This is a genomic window from Providencia sp. CIM-Carb-044 (assembly GCF_033901115.1).
In the GTDB taxonomy this organism is placed as follows: domain Bacteria; phylum Pseudomonadota; class Gammaproteobacteria; order Enterobacterales; family Enterobacteriaceae; genus Providencia; species Providencia hangzhouensis.
This window is the reverse complement of sequence record NZ_JAXADV010000022.1, coordinates 1-16,217: the sequence shown is the minus strand read 5'-3', so window position 1 is coordinate 16,217 and position 16,217 is coordinate 1. Positions and strand designations below refer to the sequence as shown.

At 43.6% G+C, this 16,217-nt stretch carries 27 protein-coding genes, 5 tRNA genes and 1 rRNA gene; 1 reads left to right on the top strand and 32 read right to left on the bottom strand.

The features are described 5' to 3' along the window. The 28 genes from rplO to SJ312_RS21910 form a co-directional block, all read right to left on the bottom strand. A complete protein-coding gene (rplO, locus tag SJ312_RS22045) occupies positions 1–435 on the bottom strand; it encodes a 50S ribosomal protein L15 (RefSeq protein ID WP_004265478.1) in 435 nt (144 codons plus the stop codon). A 3-nt stretch (positions 436–438) separates the two neighbouring features. Then, positions 439–618, bottom strand: a complete 180-nt coding sequence (gene rpmD, locus SJ312_RS22040) for a 50S ribosomal protein L30 (RefSeq protein WP_004265475.1) — start codon at positions 616–618, stop codon at positions 439–441. A 6-nt stretch (positions 619–624) separates the two neighbouring features. Beyond that, entirely contained in the window at positions 625–1,125 is a 501-nt protein-coding gene (gene rpsE, locus SJ312_RS22035; protein ID WP_004265471.1) for a 30S ribosomal protein S5, read from the bottom strand. 14 nt (positions 1,126–1,139) lie between these two features. Continuing rightward, positions 1,140–1,493: a 50S ribosomal protein L18 gene (rplR, locus tag SJ312_RS22030; protein WP_004265467.1), complete on the bottom strand. Its 354-nt coding sequence runs from the start codon at positions 1,491–1,493 to the stop codon at positions 1,140–1,142. A 9-nt stretch (positions 1,494–1,502) separates the two neighbouring features. Continuing rightward, positions 1,503–2,036: a 50S ribosomal protein L6 gene (gene rplF, locus SJ312_RS22025; protein ID WP_004265464.1), complete on the bottom strand. Its 534-nt coding sequence runs from the start codon at positions 2,034–2,036 to the stop codon at positions 1,503–1,505. 14 nt (positions 2,037–2,050) lie between these two features. Further along, entirely contained in the window at positions 2,051–2,443 is a 393-nt protein-coding gene (rpsH, locus tag SJ312_RS22020) for a 30S ribosomal protein S8 (RefSeq protein WP_004907134.1), read from the bottom strand. Positions 2,444–2,472: 29 nt separating this feature from the next. Beyond that, a complete protein-coding gene (rpsN, locus tag SJ312_RS22015; protein WP_004265458.1) occupies positions 2,473–2,778 on the bottom strand; it encodes a 30S ribosomal protein S14 in 306 nt (101 codons plus the stop codon). A 12-nt stretch (positions 2,779–2,790) separates the two neighbouring features. After that, the gene (rplE, locus tag SJ312_RS22010) at positions 2,791–3,330 is read right to left on the bottom strand and encodes a 50S ribosomal protein L5 (protein WP_004265455.1); all 540 of its coding nucleotides are present in this window, start codon (positions 3,328–3,330) and stop codon (positions 2,791–2,793) included. Between the two features lie 15 nt (positions 3,331–3,345). Next, positions 3,346–3,660, bottom strand: coding sequence for a 50S ribosomal protein L24 (gene rplX, locus SJ312_RS22005; RefSeq protein WP_004265452.1), 315 nt, complete (start codon positions 3,658–3,660; stop codon positions 3,346–3,348). A gap of 10 nt (positions 3,661–3,670) precedes the next feature. Then, positions 3,671–4,042 (bottom strand): 50S ribosomal protein L14, encoded by a 372-nt coding sequence (rplN, locus tag SJ312_RS22000; RefSeq protein ID WP_004265449.1) that lies wholly within the window; start codon positions 4,040–4,042, stop codon positions 3,671–3,673. Between the two features lie 175 nt (positions 4,043–4,217). After that, on the bottom strand, positions 4,218–4,472 hold the full coding sequence (gene rpsQ / locus SJ312_RS21995) for a 30S ribosomal protein S17 (RefSeq protein ID WP_004265446.1): 255 nt from the start codon (positions 4,470–4,472) through the stop codon (positions 4,218–4,220). Beyond that, positions 4,472–4,663 carry a 50S ribosomal protein L29 gene (rpmC, locus tag SJ312_RS21990; RefSeq protein ID WP_004265442.1) on the bottom strand — a complete coding sequence of 64 codons (192 nt, stop codon included), beginning with the start codon at positions 4,661–4,663 and terminating at the stop codon, positions 4,472–4,474. Before rpmC ends, rpsQ begins: the two co-directional genes overlap by 1 nt. Then, positions 4,663–5,073, bottom strand: a complete 411-nt coding sequence (gene rplP, locus SJ312_RS21985) for a 50S ribosomal protein L16 (protein ID WP_004265436.1) — start codon at positions 5,071–5,073, stop codon at positions 4,663–4,665. Before rplP ends, rpmC begins: the two co-directional genes overlap by 1 nt. Before the next feature lie 12 nt (positions 5,074–5,085). Then, positions 5,086–5,787: a 30S ribosomal protein S3 gene (rpsC, locus tag SJ312_RS21980; RefSeq protein WP_004265433.1), complete on the bottom strand. Its 702-nt coding sequence runs from the start codon at positions 5,785–5,787 to the stop codon at positions 5,086–5,088. 17 nt (positions 5,788–5,804) lie between these two features. Beyond that, positions 5,805–6,137: a 50S ribosomal protein L22 gene (rplV, locus tag SJ312_RS21975; protein ID WP_004265430.1), complete on the bottom strand. Its 333-nt coding sequence runs from the start codon at positions 6,135–6,137 to the stop codon at positions 5,805–5,807. A gap of 15 nt (positions 6,138–6,152) precedes the next feature. After that, entirely contained in the window at positions 6,153–6,431 is a 279-nt protein-coding gene (gene rpsS / locus SJ312_RS21970; protein ID WP_004265426.1) for a 30S ribosomal protein S19, read from the bottom strand. Positions 6,432–6,445: 14 nt separating this feature from the next. After that, positions 6,446–7,270 carry a 50S ribosomal protein L2 gene (gene rplB / locus SJ312_RS21965; protein WP_004265422.1) on the bottom strand — a complete coding sequence of 275 codons (825 nt, stop codon included), beginning with the start codon at positions 7,268–7,270 and terminating at the stop codon, positions 6,446–6,448. A 19-nt stretch (positions 7,271–7,289) separates the two neighbouring features. After that, entirely contained in the window at positions 7,290–7,592 is a 303-nt protein-coding gene (gene rplW / locus SJ312_RS21960; protein WP_004265420.1) for a 50S ribosomal protein L23, read from the bottom strand. After that, positions 7,589–8,194: a 50S ribosomal protein L4 gene (rplD, locus tag SJ312_RS21955; protein ID WP_004265418.1), complete on the bottom strand. Its 606-nt coding sequence runs from the start codon at positions 8,192–8,194 to the stop codon at positions 7,589–7,591. Before rplD ends, rplW begins: the two co-directional genes overlap by 4 nt. Before the next feature lie 16 nt (positions 8,195–8,210). Next, positions 8,211–8,840 carry a 50S ribosomal protein L3 gene (rplC, locus tag SJ312_RS21950; protein ID WP_004265414.1) on the bottom strand — a complete coding sequence of 210 codons (630 nt, stop codon included), beginning with the start codon at positions 8,838–8,840 and terminating at the stop codon, positions 8,211–8,213. Between the two features lie 32 nt (positions 8,841–8,872). Beyond that, positions 8,873–9,184 (bottom strand): 30S ribosomal protein S10, encoded by a 312-nt coding sequence (rpsJ, locus tag SJ312_RS21945; RefSeq protein WP_001181005.1) that lies wholly within the window; start codon positions 9,182–9,184, stop codon positions 8,873–8,875. 340 nt (positions 9,185–9,524) lie between these two features. Next, positions 9,525–9,998 (bottom strand): bacterioferritin, encoded by a 474-nt coding sequence (gene bfr, locus SJ312_RS21940; protein ID WP_094963184.1) that lies wholly within the window; start codon positions 9,996–9,998, stop codon positions 9,525–9,527. 126 nt (positions 9,999–10,124) lie between these two features. Continuing rightward, positions 10,125–10,325: a bacterioferritin-associated ferredoxin gene (gene bfd, locus SJ312_RS21935; protein WP_004265412.1), complete on the bottom strand. Its 201-nt coding sequence runs from the start codon at positions 10,323–10,325 to the stop codon at positions 10,125–10,127. A 273-nt stretch (positions 10,326–10,598) separates the two neighbouring features. Further along, positions 10,599–11,783: an elongation factor Tu gene (gene tuf / locus SJ312_RS21930; protein ID WP_319868357.1), complete on the bottom strand. Its 1,185-nt coding sequence runs from the start codon at positions 11,781–11,783 to the stop codon at positions 10,599–10,601. Positions 11,784–11,900: 117 nt separating this feature from the next. Then, positions 11,901–11,976: transfer RNA gene (locus SJ312_RS21925), tRNA-Thr, on the bottom strand. 6 nt (positions 11,977–11,982) lie between these two features. Further along, a tRNA-Gly gene (locus SJ312_RS21920) sits at positions 11,983–12,057 on the bottom strand. A 75-nt stretch (positions 12,058–12,132) separates the two neighbouring features. After that, a tRNA-Tyr gene (locus tag SJ312_RS21915) sits at positions 12,133–12,217 on the bottom strand. 15 nt (positions 12,218–12,232) lie between these two features. After that, positions 12,233–12,308, bottom strand: a tRNA-Thr gene (locus SJ312_RS21910). A 426-nt stretch (positions 12,309–12,734) separates the two neighbouring features. On the opposite strand from SJ312_RS21910, the gene coaA reads away from it, so the two are divergent. Continuing rightward, complete coding sequence (gene coaA, locus SJ312_RS21905) at positions 12,735–13,685, top strand: type I pantothenate kinase (RefSeq protein ID WP_004264367.1); 951 nt, start codon at positions 12,735–12,737, stop codon at positions 13,683–13,685. A 39-nt stretch (positions 13,686–13,724) separates the two neighbouring features. On the opposite strand, the gene birA is transcribed toward coaA, so the two are convergent. The 4 genes from birA to SJ312_RS21885 form a co-directional block, all read right to left on the bottom strand. Continuing rightward, positions 13,725–14,699 carry a bifunctional biotin--[acetyl-CoA-carboxylase] ligase/biotin operon repressor BirA gene (birA, locus tag SJ312_RS21900; RefSeq protein ID WP_110591021.1) on the bottom strand — a complete coding sequence of 325 codons (975 nt, stop codon included), beginning with the start codon at positions 14,697–14,699 and terminating at the stop codon, positions 13,725–13,727. After that, positions 14,696–15,730 (bottom strand): UDP-N-acetylmuramate dehydrogenase, encoded by a 1,035-nt coding sequence (murB, locus tag SJ312_RS21895; protein WP_319868356.1) that lies wholly within the window; start codon positions 15,728–15,730, stop codon positions 14,696–14,698. The genes birA and murB overlap by 4 nt, the downstream gene beginning before the upstream one ends. Positions 15,731–15,885: 155 nt before the next feature. Continuing rightward, positions 15,886–16,001 (bottom strand): 5S ribosomal RNA (rrf, locus tag SJ312_RS21890). A 26-nt stretch (positions 16,002–16,027) separates the two neighbouring features. After that, positions 16,028–16,103 (bottom strand) — tRNA-Thr (locus SJ312_RS21885). Positions 16,104–16,217 lie beyond the last annotated feature (114 nt).

Below are 16,217 nucleotides of genomic sequence, written 5' to 3'. Positions count from 1 at the left end.
TTATTCCTCAATTTTACCGCCGGCAGCTTCGATTGCAGCGCGAGCACCTTTAGTAACACGAAGGCCACGTACAGTAACTGCACGGTTCACTTCGCCAGACAGAATAACTTTCGCATATTCAATCTGGATGCCAACAACGTTCGCGGCTTTCAGTGCGTTCAGATCAATAACATCGCCTTCAACAGCAGCAAAATCAGACAGACGAATCTCTGCAGTGATCATTGCTTTGCGTGAAGTGAAGCCGAATTTCGGCAGACGACGGTATAAAGGCATCTGGCCACCTTCGAAACCACGACGTACGCCACCGCCAGAACGAGATTTCTGACCTTTGTGACCACGGCCGCCGGTTTTACCGAGACCAGAACCGATACCACGACCTACGCGTTTAGGCGCGTGCTTGGCACCTTCAGCCGGAGACAGAGTATTTAAACGCATCTCTTACTCCTCAACTTTAACCATGTAGGAAACCAAGTTGACCATACCACGTACAGCAGGAGTATCCTCGCGCTCTACTGTATGACCAATGCGACGCAGACCTAAACCGACCAGTGTTGCCTTATGCTTAGGCAGACGACCGATTGAACTGCGAACTTGTGTAATTTTAATAGTCTTAGCCATAGCCGATTACCCCAGAATTTCTTCGACGGATTTTCCACGCTTAGCTGCGACCATTTCTGGAGACTTCATGCTGTCTAAAGCATCCAGTGTTGCACGAACCACGTTGATTGGGTTAGTGGAACCATAGGTTTTAGCCAGTACGTTGCGAACTCCAGCTACTTCTAAAACAGCACGCATTGCACCGCCGGCAATGATACCGGTACCTTCGTGAGCAGGTTGCATAAACACACGAGAACCAGTGTGTGTACCTTTCACAGGGTGGAACAATGTGCCGTTGTTTAGAGCAACGGTTTTCATACTGCGACGGGCTTTTTCCATCGCTTTCTGGATTGCTGCCGGAACTTCGCGCGCTTTGCCGTAGCCAAAACCAACGCGACCGTTACCATCACCAACTACAGTCAGTGCGGTAAAGCTGAAAATACGGCCACCTTTAACGGTTTTTGCTACGCGGTTTACCGCGATCAGCTTTTCCTGCAGTTCGCCAGCTTGTTTTTCGATGTGAGCCATCTTACACCTCTACCTTAGAACTGAAGGCCAGCTTCACGGGCAGCATCTGCCAGTGCCTGGACTCTACCATGATATTGGAAACCAGAACGGTCAAAAGCAACAACAGTGATGCCTTTTTCCAGTGCGCGTTCAGCAATTAATTTACCAACTACTGCTGCTGCATCTTTGTTTCCAGTGAATTTCACTTGCTCATTGATAGCTTTTTCTGTAGTAGAAGCTGCAACCAATGTTTCAGAACCGTTCGGTGCGATAACCTGCGCATAAATATGGCGTGGAGTACGATGTACCACCAGGCGAGTCGCACCCAACTCTTGGATCTTACGGCGTGCGCGGGTCGCACGACGGATACGAGCTGCTTTCTTATCCATAGTGTTACCTTACTTCTTCTTAGCCTCTTTGGTACGCACGATTTCATCGGCGTAACGAACACCTTTACCTTTGTAAGGCTCAGGACGACGGTAAGCACGCAGTTCTGCTGCAACTTGACCAATCACTTGCTTATCCGCACCTTTCAGTACGATTTCAGTTTGTGTTGGACATTCAGCAGTAATGCCTGCTGGCAGTGCGTGTTCAACCGGATGCGAGAAACCTAAAGACAAGCTTACTGCATTGCCTTTGATTGCTGCACGGTAACCAACACCGACCAGTTGAAGCTTTTTAGTGAAGCCTTCGGTAACACCAACAACCATTGCATTACACAGTGAACGAGTAGTACCCGCTTGTGCCCATGCATCATCAAAACCTTCGCGTGGTGCGAAAGTCAGTTGATTGTCTTCGCTTTTAACTTCAACTGCATTATGGATAGTACGAGTAAGCTCGCCGTTTTTACCCTTAATCGAAATAACCTGACCGTTGAGTTTTACCTCTACGCCGGCAGGAATGACGACGGGTGCTTTTGCCACACGAGACATTCTTTCCTCCCGAATTAAGCTACGTAGCAGAGAATCTCGCCACCAAGACCAGCTTGGCGAGCTGCACGATCAGTCATGACACCTTTAGAGGTAGAAACAACAGCGATACCTAAACCAGCCATAACTTGTGGCAGCTCATCTTTTTTCTTATAGATGCGCAGACTTGGGCGGCTTACACGCTGAATGCTTTCTACAACAGCCTTACCTTGGAAATAACGTAAAGTCAGTTCCAGTTCTGGCTTGATGTCGCCTTCAATTTTAAAATCTTCAATATAACCTTCTTCCTTCAGCACTTTGGCAATTGCCACTTTCAGCTTGGAGGAAGGCATGGTGACCGCAACTTTGTTCGCGGCCTGACCGTTACGGATACGGGTCAGCATATCCGCGATGGGATCTTGCATGCTCATCTGTCTTTACTCCCGTGATTCAAATGGAATTACCAACTTGCCTTTTTAAGGCCCGGGATTTCACCGCGCATAGCGGCTTCACGGACTTTAATACGGCTCAGACCAAACTTCCGCAGGAAACCGTGCGGACGCCCTGTTTGACGGCAGCGGTTACGCTGACGAGAAGGACTTGAATCACGTGGCAGTGTTTGCAGCTTGAGAACAGCGTCCCAGCGATCTTCATCAGATGCTTTAACATCAGAGATGATAGCTTTCAGTTCTACGCGTTTTGCGAAGAATTTCTCAGCTAATTTAGCACGTTTAACATCACGCGCTTTCATAGATTTCTTAGCCATGAGTACCCTGCCTTACTTGCGGAACGGGAAGTTGAACGCTGCTAACAGTGCGCGACCTTCGTCATCTGATTTCGCAGTAGTGGTGATAGTAATATCTAAACCACGTACGCGATCCACTTTATCGTAATCGATTTCAGGGAAGATGATTTGTTCACGAACACCCATGCTGTAGTTACCGCGACCATCGAAAGACTTAGCGGACAAGCCACGGAAGTCACGAATACGTGGTACAGCAATAGAAATCAGACGCTCAAGGAACTCCCACATGCGTTCGCCACGCAGGGTTACTTTACAGCCGATTGGATAGCCCTGACGGATTTTGAAGCCTGCAACAGATTTGCGTGCTTTGGTAATCAAAGGTTTTTGACCTGAGATCGCTGTTAAATCAGCTGCTGCATTATCCAGCAGTTTTTTATCAGCAATCGCTTCACCAACACCCATATTCAGGGTGATCTTCTCGACCCGAGGGACTTGCATGACAGAAGTGTAGCTAAACTCGGTCATGAGTTTATTAACTACTTCGTCTTTATAGTAATCATGCAGTTTCGCCATCGTATACTCCAAAAATTACTTGATAGTTTCACTGTTAGATTTGAAGAAACGGACTTTTTTGCCGTCTTCGAATCTAAAGCCTACACGGTCAGCCTTACCAGTTGCCGCGTTAAAGATTGCAACGTTAGAAACTTGAATAGCCGCTTCTTTTTCAACGATGCCACCTGGTTGGTTCAGAGCCGGTACAGGCTTCTGATGTTTTTTAACCAGATTGATACCTTCAACGATAACTTTACTAGAAGAAATAACCTGCTTTACTTTACCGCGCTTACCTTTGTCTTTCCCAGTTAGCACGATAACTTCGTCATCACGACGGATTTTCGCTGCCATAGTTCGCTCCTTAGAGTACTTCAGGTGCCAGAGAGATAATTTTCATAAACTTCTCGTTACGAAGTTCACGAGTTACCGGCCCAAAAATACGCGTACCGATTACTTGCTCACTGTTATTATTTAATAACACACAAGCATTACCATCGAAGCGAATGACAGAACCGTCAGGGCGACGTACACCCTTCTTGGTGCGCACCACTACCGCTTTCAGGACATCACCCTTTTTAACTTTACCGCGTGGAATTGCTTCTTTAACAGTAATTTTAATGATGTCGCCTACATGTGCATAGCGACGGTGCGAGCCACCTAGAACCTTGATACACATTACGCGACGTGCACCGGAGTTGTCGGCCACGTTCAGCATAGTCTGTTCTTGGATCATTTTAGTGCTCCGCTAAATGTCAACTGCTACTGAGCCACCTCATTATGAAGAGGCCGTTCAAATATACCCATACTACGAGGGCGCGGCATTATAACACCACATCATCGTGTTGGACAGAAAAAAATAAACGGCTCAATCAAAAAGAGCCGTTTATTCATCAAGAAAAGTTATTCTATTACAGAACAGCTTTTTCTACAACGCGAACTAAGGCCCAAGACTTAGTCTTAGACAGTGGACGAGTTTGGCGGATTTCTACCACGTCACCGATTCCACATTCATTGTTCTCGTCATGTACGTGCAATTTAGTCGTACGACGGATGAATTTACCATACAGAGGGTGTTTCACCATACGTTCGATAGCAACAACAATAGATTTCTCCATTTTATCGCTAACTACACGACCTTGCAGAGTACGGATTTTATCGCTCATTACGCACCTGCCTTCTCAGTCAGTAAAGTCTTCACACGTGCGATATCGCGACGCACTTGTTTCAACAGATGAGACTGTTGCAGCTGACCGCTTGCAGCCTGCATACGTAAATTAAATTGTTCACGTAACAGGTTCAAAAGTTCAGCATTCAGCTCTTCAACGCTTTTTTCGCGCAGCTCTTGTGCTTTCATTACATCACCGTCTTAGTTACAAAGGTGGTTTTGATAGGCAGTTTCGCTGCTGCCAGAGAGAATGCCTCACGAGCCAGCTCTTCAGGCACACCGTCCATTTCGTACAGTACTTTACCAGGCTGAATTAAGGCAACCCAATATTCTACGTTACCTTTACCTTTACCCATACGAACTTCGAGTGGTTTCTCAGTGATTGGTTTGTCTGGGAACACACGGATCCAGATTTTACCTTGACGCTTAATAGCACGGGTCATAGCACGACGTGCCGCTTCGATCTGACGTGCAGTCAGACGACCACGGCCAACAGCTTTAAGACCGAAAGTGCCGAAGCTAACATCCGTACCTTGCGCTAGACCACGGTTGCGGCCTTTGTGCACCTTACGGAATTTTGTACGCTTTGGTTGTAACATCAGCGACTCTCCTTACTTGCGGCCTTTACGCTGCTGCTTTTTAGGTTGAGCAGCTGGTTTCTCAGCTTGTTCAACAGCAGCCATACCACCCAGAATCTCACCTTTGAAGATCCATACCTTAACGCCGAGAACACCATAAGTGGTGTGCGCTTCTGAAGTGTTGTAATCGATATCAGCACGTAATGTGTGCAGTGGCACACGGCCTTCACGATACCACTCGGTACGAGCGATTTCAGCACCGCCTAAACGGCCACTGACTTCAACTTTAATACCTTTAGCGCCCAGACGCATTGCGTTCTGTACCGCACGCTTCATAGCACGACGGAACATAACACGACGTTCCAGCTGTGAAGAAATGCTGTCAGCAACTAATTTAGCGTCTAGTTCTGGTTTACGAACTTCGGCGATATTGATTTGCGCAGGAACACCAGCGATATCCGCTACTGTTTTACGCAGTTTTTCAACGTCTTCACCTTTCTTACCGATAACGATACCTGGGCGAGCAGTGTGAATAGTCACACGGATGCTTTTCGCAGGACGTTCGATAACGATGCGAGAGATTGACGCTTTTGCCAATTCTTTATTCAAGTACTGGCGTACTTTGTAATCGCTGTCTAGGTTGTCAGCGAATTCATTGGTGTTCGCATACCAGGTAGAGTTCCAAGGTTTGACAATACCCAGGCGAATACCATTAGGATGTACTTTCTGACCCATTGCTAGTCTCCAGAGTCTCAGCGATCGGACACAACCACAGTAATGTGGCTGGTGCGCTTAAGAATACGATCTGCACGGCCTTTCGCACGCGGCATGATGCGTTTCATGGTTGGACCTTCGTCTACGAAAATTTTCGCAACTTTCAGGTCATCAATGTCAGCGCCATCGTTTTGCTCTGCGTTAGCAATTGCAGATTCAAGTACTTTCTTCACTAAACCAGCAGCTTTCTTGTTGGTGTAGGTCAGAATTTCCAGAGCTTGCGACACTTTCTTACCGCGAATCAGGTCGGCAACTAAGCGAACCTTCTGGGCAGAAGAACGAGCGTGGCGATGCATAGCTAAAGTTTCCATCTCTTCCTCCTATCCTTAACGTTTCTTAGCTTTCTTATCTGCCGCGTGGCCGCGATAAGTGCGAGTCGGTGCGAATTCACCCAGTTTGTGACCAACCATTTCGTCGGTTACGAAAACTGGAACATGCTGACGACCATTATGGACAGCGATGGTCAATCCGATCATATTAGGAAAGATCGTTGAACGACGGGACCAAGTCTTAAGAGGCTTCTTGTCTCCGCTTTCCACCGCTTTCTCTACCTTCTTCAGCAAGTGCAGGTCAATAAAAGGACCTTTCTTGAGAGAACGTGGCATGGTTTATCCTCTAATTATTTTTTAGAACGATGACGTACGATGAATTGATCAGTACGCTTGTTACTACGAGTTTTCTTACCTTTGGTTTGAACGCCCCATGGTGTTACTGGGTGTTTACCAAAGTTACGGCCTTCACCACCACCATGTGGATGGTCTACTGGGTTCATCGCAGTACCGCGAACGGTAGGACGAACACCACGCCAGCGGCTAGCACCAGCTTTACCGAGAACACGTAACATATGTTCAGCGTTACCAACTTCACCAAGAGTTGCACGGCAATCAGCTAAAACTTTACGCATTTCACCAGAACGCAGACGTAATGTGACATAAGCACCATCACGAGCAACGATTTGAGCGTAAGTACCTGCTGAACGCGCTAACTGTCCACCTTTACCTGGTTTCAGTTCGATGTTATGAACTGTAGAACCAACAGGGATGTTGCGCATCGGCAGTGCGTTACCAGCTTTGATTGCTGAATCAACACCAGATTGAATCTGGTCGCCAGCTTTCAGGCCTTTTGGTGCAAGAATATAACGACGTTCACCGTCTTTATATAGAACCAGTGCAATGTTCGCAGAACGATTTGGATCATATTCCAAACGCTCAACAACTGCAGGAACACCGTCTTTGTTGCGTTTGAAGTCAACTAAACGATAATGCTGCTTATGGCCACCACCGATATGACGGGTAGTGATACGGCCATTGTTGTTACGACCACCGGATTTGCTGTTTTTTTCTAACAGCGGAGCATAAGGTTTACCCTTATGCAGCTCAGGGTTAACCACTTTAACTACGTGGCGACGGCCCGGAGACGTAGGTTTACATTTAACAACTGCCATTGTTCTTTACTCCTCCGACTTACTCAGCACCGCTAATGAAGTCCAAATTTTGGCCTTCTTTCAGCGTGACGTAAGCTTTTTTCCAGTCGCTACGACGACCGAAACGCTGACCGTGGCGTTTAGTTTTGCCTTTAACCAGCAAAGTGTTAACACCTTCAACTTCAACTTCAAACAGTTTCTGTACAGCAGCTTTGATTTCTGCTTTAGTCGCGTCTTTCGCAACTTTGAGAACGATGGTATTGCTTTTTTCCATCGCTGTAGAAGCTTTTTCAGATACATGCGGCGCGCGCAGTACTTTTAGCAGACGTTCTTCACGGATCATGCCAGCATCTCCTCAACTTGCTTCACAGCATCAGCAGTCATAACCACTTTGTCGAAGGCGATCAGGCTAACCGGGTCAATACCTGCTGCATCACGAACGTCAACCTTATACAGGTTACGCGCTGCTAAAAACAGATTTTCATCTAATTCAGCAGTGATGATCAGAACATCTTCCAGAGCCATATCTTTCAGTTTCTGTGCCAGCAACTTAGTTTTAGGTGCTTCAACAGAGAACTTCTCGACAACGATCAGACGATCTTGACGTACCAACTCAGAGAGGATGCTTTTTAAAGCACCACGGTACATCTTCTTATTAACTTTTTGACTGTGGTCCTGTGGTTTAGCTGCGAAGCTAACACCACCAGAGCGCCAAATTGGGCTCTTTACTGAACCAGAACGTGCACGGCCAGTACCTTTTTGACGCCATGGTTTTTTACCTGAACCAGAAACTTCAGCACGAGTTTTCTGAGCACGAGTACCTTGACGAGCACCAGCTGCATACGCAACAACTACTTGGTGAACAAGCGCTTCATTGAAATCACGCCCGAAGGTAGTTTCGGAAACAGTCAGCGCGCTTTGCGCGTCTTTCATTACCAATTCCATTCCTATCTCCTCGACGTTAAGCCTTGACAGCCGGTTTTACGATCAGGTTGCTACCAGTTGCTCCTGGAACAGCACCTTTGACCAGCAGCAGGTTGCGCTCAGCGTCAACACGTACTACATCTAGGCTTTGAACAGTTACACGCTCATTACCCAGTTGGCCTGCCATTTTCTTGCCTTTAAACACTTTGCCCGGAGTCTGGTTTTGACCGATAGAACCCGGAACACGGTGAGACAAGGAGTTACCGTGAGTAGCATCTTGAGTACGGAAATTCCAGCGCTTAACTGTGCCGGCAAAACCTTTACCTTTAGATGTACCAGTAACGTCGACTTTTTTAACGTCAGCGAAAATTTCAACGCTAATGCTTTGACCTACTGTGTATTCTGCACTGTCTTCAATGCGGAATTCACGCAGGATACGGCCAGCTTCGACGCCAGCTTTAGCGAAATGACCTGCTTCAGGCTTAGTTACACGATTAGCTTTTTTGCTACCGGTAGTAACCTGAATTGCATTATAACCGTCAGTTTCTGCAGTTTTAACCTGAGTAACACGGTTATTTTCAATTTCGATAACAGTTACAGGTATAGAAACGCCATCTTCAGTGAAGATACGAGTCATACCGACTTTCTTACCGACTAAACCTTTCATTGTTTCAACCTCTCAATCGTTCGACGACCTGATTAACCCAGGCTGATCTGCACGTCAACGCCGGCAGCCAGGTCCAGACGCATCAGAGCATCAACGGTCTTTTCGGTTGGCTCAACGATGTCAACCAGACGCTTGTGAGTGCGAATTTCGTACTGATCACGCGCATCTTTGTTAACGTGCGGAGAAATCAGAACGGTAAAACGCTCTTTACGTGTCGGCAGCGGGATAGGACCACGAACTTGCGCACCAGTGCGCTTAGCAGTCTCTACGATTTCCGCAGTTGATTGATCGATTAAACGATGATCAAAAGCTTTCAGGCGGATACGGATTCTTTGGTTCTGCATGAGACCAGAGCTCCAACTATTTTATAAACGTAAATGATTACTCCTCGTACCCATTTCGATTGATGGGAGAGTGTAATCGTTCTTGATGTAACTTCCAAATCGGAAGTATTGTCTAAATGAGCAACAAATTGTTAACTCAATACTGATATTTCAGTCCTAAAATATAGGGCTTACTCATCAGTAAGCCCGCGCATTATACGTAAATTATAGGGAAACGCAAGCAATCGAGGAAAATATGTGCGAATTTTCTAGGGGAGTAATGGAAAAAACCTCAACCATGGAATACACAGTGGTTGAGGTTAGTTATTAACTTAATAAAACAACAGTACGGAATAAGACTTTATTCTTCTTTAACTTGTGCTTGAAGATAGTTTTGAATTCCCAAACGATTAATCAGCTCTAGTTGAGTTTCTATCCAATCAATATGATTTTCTTCATCAGCTAAAATTTCAATCATCAGGTCTCGACTTACGTAGTCATGAACCGAATCTGCATACTTAATAGCTTCCTTTAGATTTTTTGCCCCATCGATTTCAAGCTGTAAATCTGACTTCAGCATTTCTTCAACATCTTCACCAATATTCAATTTGCCAAGATCTTGTAAGTTAGGAATACCTTCGAGGAAAAGAATTCGCTCTATATATTTATCTGCGTGCTTCATTTCATCAATTGATTCGTGATATTCCATCTCATTGAGACGTGTAAGCCCCCAATTTTTAAACATGCGTGCATGCAAAAAATATTGGTTAATTGCAACTAACTCATTGCCCAGTAGTTTATTTAGGTGGGCTATCATTTTTTTATCGCCTTTCATTTCTACCCTCCATCGCTTCCAGTCTTTTAAGTGTAGTACTGAAATTGATGTTAGTGTGATTTTTACACAATGTATTTAAACAAAAGGTGATAAATATGGTGGGAATAATTTGACTGGTATTAAATACTATGCGACTTCAGTTGCGCACGCATCCTCAAAAATCATTTGCTCTTCATATAAAATTGCCTTCGTCTGCCGAATACATTTTCCACATTCTAAGCCTACAGGCAGAATTTGTCGTAGACCCTTTAGTGAGGTCACTTGATACTTTCTTGCGGCATTTCTGATCTGTTTATCAGTAATGGCTTCACAAAGGCAGATGTACATGATGCTTACCTGTATAAATCACATACAGATAGTTTAAATAAAAATGATTTGCATTTCAATTATCATTACTAATGATTTACAAAGATCATTTACCACTGAGCGATTAATTACACAAGCAAATGAAATCAAAAGAAAAAATAACTTTTAATATGAATAATTCGGCTAATATATAGCAACGTAATACTGTAATTTTATGTAGTCAAAATTTTGCTTATAACAACAAAAGGGCACCTAAATAAGGTGCCCTTTTTTAAAACTAGATAAAGCTATGTATTATGCAATAATTTTTGCAACAACACCCGCACCTACAGTACGGCCACCTTCACGGATTGCGAAACGTAAACCGTCGTCCATCGCGATTGGGTGGATCAGGGTAACGATCATGTTGATGTTATCACCTGGCATTACCATCTCTACGCCTTCTGGCAGTTCGATAGTACCTGTTACGTCAGTTGTACGGAAGTAGAACTGTGGACGGTAACCTTTGAAGAATGGAGTATGACGACCACCTTCATCTTTGCTCAGAATATAAACTTCTGATTCAAATTTAGTGTGTGGCTTGATTGAACCTGGTTTCGCCAGTACTTGACCACGTTGAATTTCTTCACGCTTAGTACCACGCAGCAGAACACCAACGTTCTCACCTGCACGACCTTCGTCTAACAGTTTACGGAACATTTCAACGCCAGTACAAGTTGTTTTAACCGTGTCTTGAATACCAACGATTTCAACTTCTTCACCAACTTTGATGATACCACGCTCAACACGGCCTGTTACTACTGTACCACGACCTGAGATTGAGAATACGTCTTCGATTGGCAGCAGGAATGGCTTGTCAATTGCACGCTCTGGTTCTGGAATGTAAGTATCCAGGTGGCCTGCTAATTCAACAATTTTCGCTTCCCACTCTGGGTTGCCTTCCAGCGCTTTCAGAGCTGAACCACGAACAACTGGCGTGTCGTCGCCTGGGAAATCGTATTGAGACAGAAGTTCACGAACTTCCATTTCGACTAATTCTAACAGCTCTTCGTCGTCTACCATGTCACATTTGTTCAGGAAAACGATGATGTAAGGAACACCAACCTGACGACCTAACAGGATGTGCTCACGAGTTTGTGGCATTGGGCCATCTGTCGCAGCAACAACCAGAATTGCACCGTCCATCTGAGCAGCACCAGTGATCATGTTTTTAACATAGTCGGCGTGTCCTGGGCAGTCTACGTGTGCGTAGTGGCGAATTGGAGTATCGTATTCTACGTGTGAAGTAGAGATAGTGATACCACGCGCTTTTTCTTCTGGTGCGTTATCGATTTGGTCGAATGCACGAGCAGAACCGCCGTAAGTTTTAGCCAGAACAGTAGTGATAGCTGCTGTCAGAGTAGTTTTACCGTGGTCAACGTGGCCGATAGTACCAACGTTAACGTGCGGTTTTGAACGTTCAAATTTTTCTTTAGACATTAGATTGTCCCTCTAAGACACGGAATCGGTGGTTAAACCACATCAACCAAGCAAGAATTATTTCGCTTGTTTTTTTCAGGAGACAAATCAGGGAGATAAGTGAGAACATAAAGGAAGTGGTGCTGATAGGCAGATTCGAACTGCCGACCTCACCCTTACCAAGGGTGTGCTCTACCAACTGAGCCATATCAGCACATCTTGGAGCGGGCAGCGGGAATCGAACCCGCATCATCAGCTTGGAAGGCTGAGGTAATAGCCATTATACGATGCCCGCAATGAACTCGGCTACCTGAGTTATCAGCTGTTAAACTGTTCCTCAAAATTTTCTCTTAAGAAAATTTCTTGGAGATGGTGGTGGGAGAAGGATTCGAACCTTCGAAGTCTGTGACGGCAGATTTACAGTCTGCTCCCTTTGGCCGCTTGGGTATCCCACCTATCCAAATTTTTAATGGTGCCGGCACCAAGAGTCGAACTCGGGACCTACTGATTACAAGTCAGTTGCTCTACCAACTGAGCTATGCCGGCATCAAGTGCTGCGCATTCTAGGTAGAGTCGGCGCAGGTTGCAACAAAAAAATTAACTTTTTTGTTTGTTCGCTCACATTTTGTTCGCTTTTCGCATTTTTGTTGATTTTTTAACTGTTTTGAGCTTAAAACATCAACAACAGCTGTTAACTATAGTCCATTATCATTTGGTCAGTAAAGGGAGAAAAAGGCTTAAAATTTTTAAAATTATTATTTTTTATTCGATATCACAGTTTTACCCTCTTATTCTTAGGTGTTTTTTTCATCACTCAGTATCATTTTTTCTGCCTGCATCAAAAAAAACTGATAAAAAATAGAAAAAAACCTACGCCTCCCCACTTTCCCTCGCTATGATGCTAGCAAATTTTATGGATACGGGTGTTTAGGCAACCTGTCCAACCTGCATAAAATAGGCAGATGTTGGTTTATGAAAAAGAAAGAAAATTTTATTACTACGCCATACTTAGAGTTTGATAGAGAACACTGGGCAACTTTACGTGATTCAGTACCGCTTACATTAACATCGAGTGAACTTCTAGAGTTAAAAGGGATTAACGAAGAACTCTCTATGGAAGATGTTATAGAAATTTATCTACCTTTATCGCGTTTACTGAATTTTTATATTAGTTCAAACTTACGTCGTCAGGCTGTTCTAGAGCAATTCCTTGGAACTAATGGCGCAAAAGTGCCTTATATTATTGGTATAGCAGGTAGTGTAGCCGTTGGTAAAAGTACAACAGCACGTTTGCTGCAAGCGCTACTCACTCGTTGGCCTGAACACCGTAAAGTCGACTTGATCACAACTGATGGTTTTTTACATCCTAATCAAGTATTAAAAGATAGGAATATCATGAAGAAAAAAGGTTTTCCGCAATCTTATGATATGCGAAAACTAGTCAACTTCGTGTCGCAAATAAAATCAGGTGCACGTAATGTTAAGGCTCCGGTTTATTCGCATTTAACGTATGATATTGTCCCTGATGAAGAACAGGTAATTGATCAACCTGATATTTTAATACTCGAAGGGCTGAATGTCTTACAAAGTGATATGGATTATCCACAAGACCCCCATCATGTATTTGTATCTGACTTTGTTGATTTCTCCATTTATGTTGATGCTGCACCTGAATTATTAAAGCAATGGTATATCGGTCGGTTCCTTAAATTTAGGCAAGGTGCATTCTCAGATCCTGATTCTTACTTCCATAGTTATTCTAAACTTAGGGAAGAAGAGGCAATTAATATTGCTAGCTCTATTTGGGATGAAATTAATGGACTAAACCTTGAAGAAAATATATTACCAACAAAGGAAAGAGCCAGTTTAATTATGACTAAAGGTGAGAATCATTCTATTCAGAGTGTTAGATTAAGAAAGTGATTATTTATATTGGCCGGTTTCTCCCCGGCCAATAATATATTATTCATTTGGTCTTAAGGATATTTCACCACCGATGTAGGGAATTATTCCGCCATTATCCTTTTGTAGCAACAATGCACCTTGCTCATTAATCCCACGTTCAATTCCCGTTATTATTTCATTGCCAATCAATAGCTTAACATTTCTATTTAAAAAATTATCTAACTCAACCCATCTTTCTAAAAATGATTTTAGCCCTTCTTTTTCAAATAAAACCAATGAATTCCTCAAAGCTTGAATTATATTTGCTGATAATTCATTTCTCTCTATATTTTCAAACTCGTCAGATAGAGAGGACCAGGCTTGAGTTATGTTTTCGCTACTGTCAGAATTTTCTTTATTCATGCCAATATTAATACCAATACCGATAATAATATGAGCTGCATCCCCTGTTTTACCCGTTAATTCAACCAAAATTCCTGCAAGCTTTTTATCATTCATATATAGGTCATTAGGCCATTTGACTTTGACTTTATTACCAATTAATTTATTTAACGTTTCAGCGACAACAATACCAACAACTAAGCTTAACCCTATTGCCGCCGCAGGACCTTGGTCTAATTTCCAGTACATGGATAAGTAAAGGTTACATCCAAATGGTGATATCCATTGCCTTCCTCTTCTGCCTCGCCCAGCACTTTGATACTCAGCAAGACACGTATCCCCTGACTGTAATTCAGTAATTCTCTCCAACATGTACTGATTAGTAGAATCAATAACGGGTTCAACTATAATATTTACGTCATCAACTCGCTGTTTTATTGTATCTTCGTTAAGTAGGTTAATAGGGAAAGGTAACTTATACCCTTTACCGGTTACCGTTTGTACATTTACTCCCCACGAACGTAGCGTTTTTATATGCTTATTGATCGCTGCGCGGGTCATCCCTAGTTTATCTCCTAGCTGTTCTCCTGAATGCACTTGTGCATCGGCCAAGATATTTATGAGATCTAGTGGGGTGTTTCTTTCTTTCATTGAATACATTCCATTGCGTTGATTTCGCCATTTTTACCAATAAACCTGACCTCTGGCTCTAAATGTATACCAAAACGCTCTAAAACCTTTTGGCTCACATATTTTGCTAGATTGACAATGTCTTGCCCTGTTGCTCGGTTTTTATTAATTAAAACCAATGCTTGCTGTTTATGTACCGCAGCACCACCGATTTCATGACTTTTCAGACCACATTGGTCGATAAGCCACCCTGCTGCTAGCTTTACGCTTCCATCTTCTTGGTTATATTGAGGACAATTTGGATAAGCTATTTTTATGGCTTGTGCTTTTTCTGCTGAAATAATAGGATTTTTAAAGAAACTCCCTGCATTACCTGTTATTGCCGGATCAGGTAATTTACTTCTGCGCGTTTGGCATACAGAGTTAAATACTTGTTCTGGTGTTACTGTATTGGGGTCAAGCTGAGCAAGGTCACCATATATAAGCTTAGGCGTCCATTCTTTAGCAAGTTTTAACCCAACACTGATAATGACATAGCCATATTGATATTCATGCTTAAAAATACTATCACGGTAGCCAAACTGACACTCTGCAGCCGTTAGCCGTGTTACTTTACCTGTATCTAGAGAAAGTACATCAACATACTGACATATATCTTTTAGCTCTAAACCGTAAGCACCAATATTTTGAATGGGCGCAGAACCTACACAACCTGGGATCAACGCTAAATTTTCCGCACCACAAACACCTTCACTCAATAACGTTTCAAGTAATTGATGCCAATTTTCACCTGCTTGAGCATGAACATACCAATAGCTGATATCTTCTGTTATTTGTACACCCTTTAGCTGATTGATGATTACTACACCTGCAAAGTCTTCAACAAATAGAACATTGCTTCCCCCTCCTAATAATAATACTGGGAGTTGCTGATTTTTAGCCTCGCTCCATTGCTGGAGTAGAGATTCTTGGTTATCCACAAAAACAATTGATAGTGCTTTTGCTTGAATGCCAAAGCTATTAAATGATTTAAGTTCAGACGTTAGGTTCATTACAGCCTTCAGTACAAATAAAACAAAGATAAGATAAGTCTATCAGGCTGGATTAAGAGTGAATAGCAGGATTAAGAAAATAAGATAATTAGTGAAAATTATTCTATTAGTAGAATGCAAAAAGCCACCCAATGGGTGGCTTCTTTATATTTAAAACCTAGCAGTTCCCTACTCTCACATGGGGAGACCCCACACTACCATCGGCGCTACGGCGTTTCACTACTGAGTTCGGCATGGGGTCAGGTGGGACCACCGCGCTATTGCCGCTAGGTAAATTCTTTTTAAATGCCGATTATATGGTGCTGATACCCAGATTCGAACTGGGGACCTCACCCTTACCAAGGGTGTGCTCTACCAACTGAGCCATATCAGCAATATGGTGCGGTCAGTCAGTACTGACACAACCTTAAAATTTAATGTCTGGCAGTTCCCTACTCTCACATGGGGAGACCCCACACTACCATCGGCGCTACGGCGTTTCACTGCT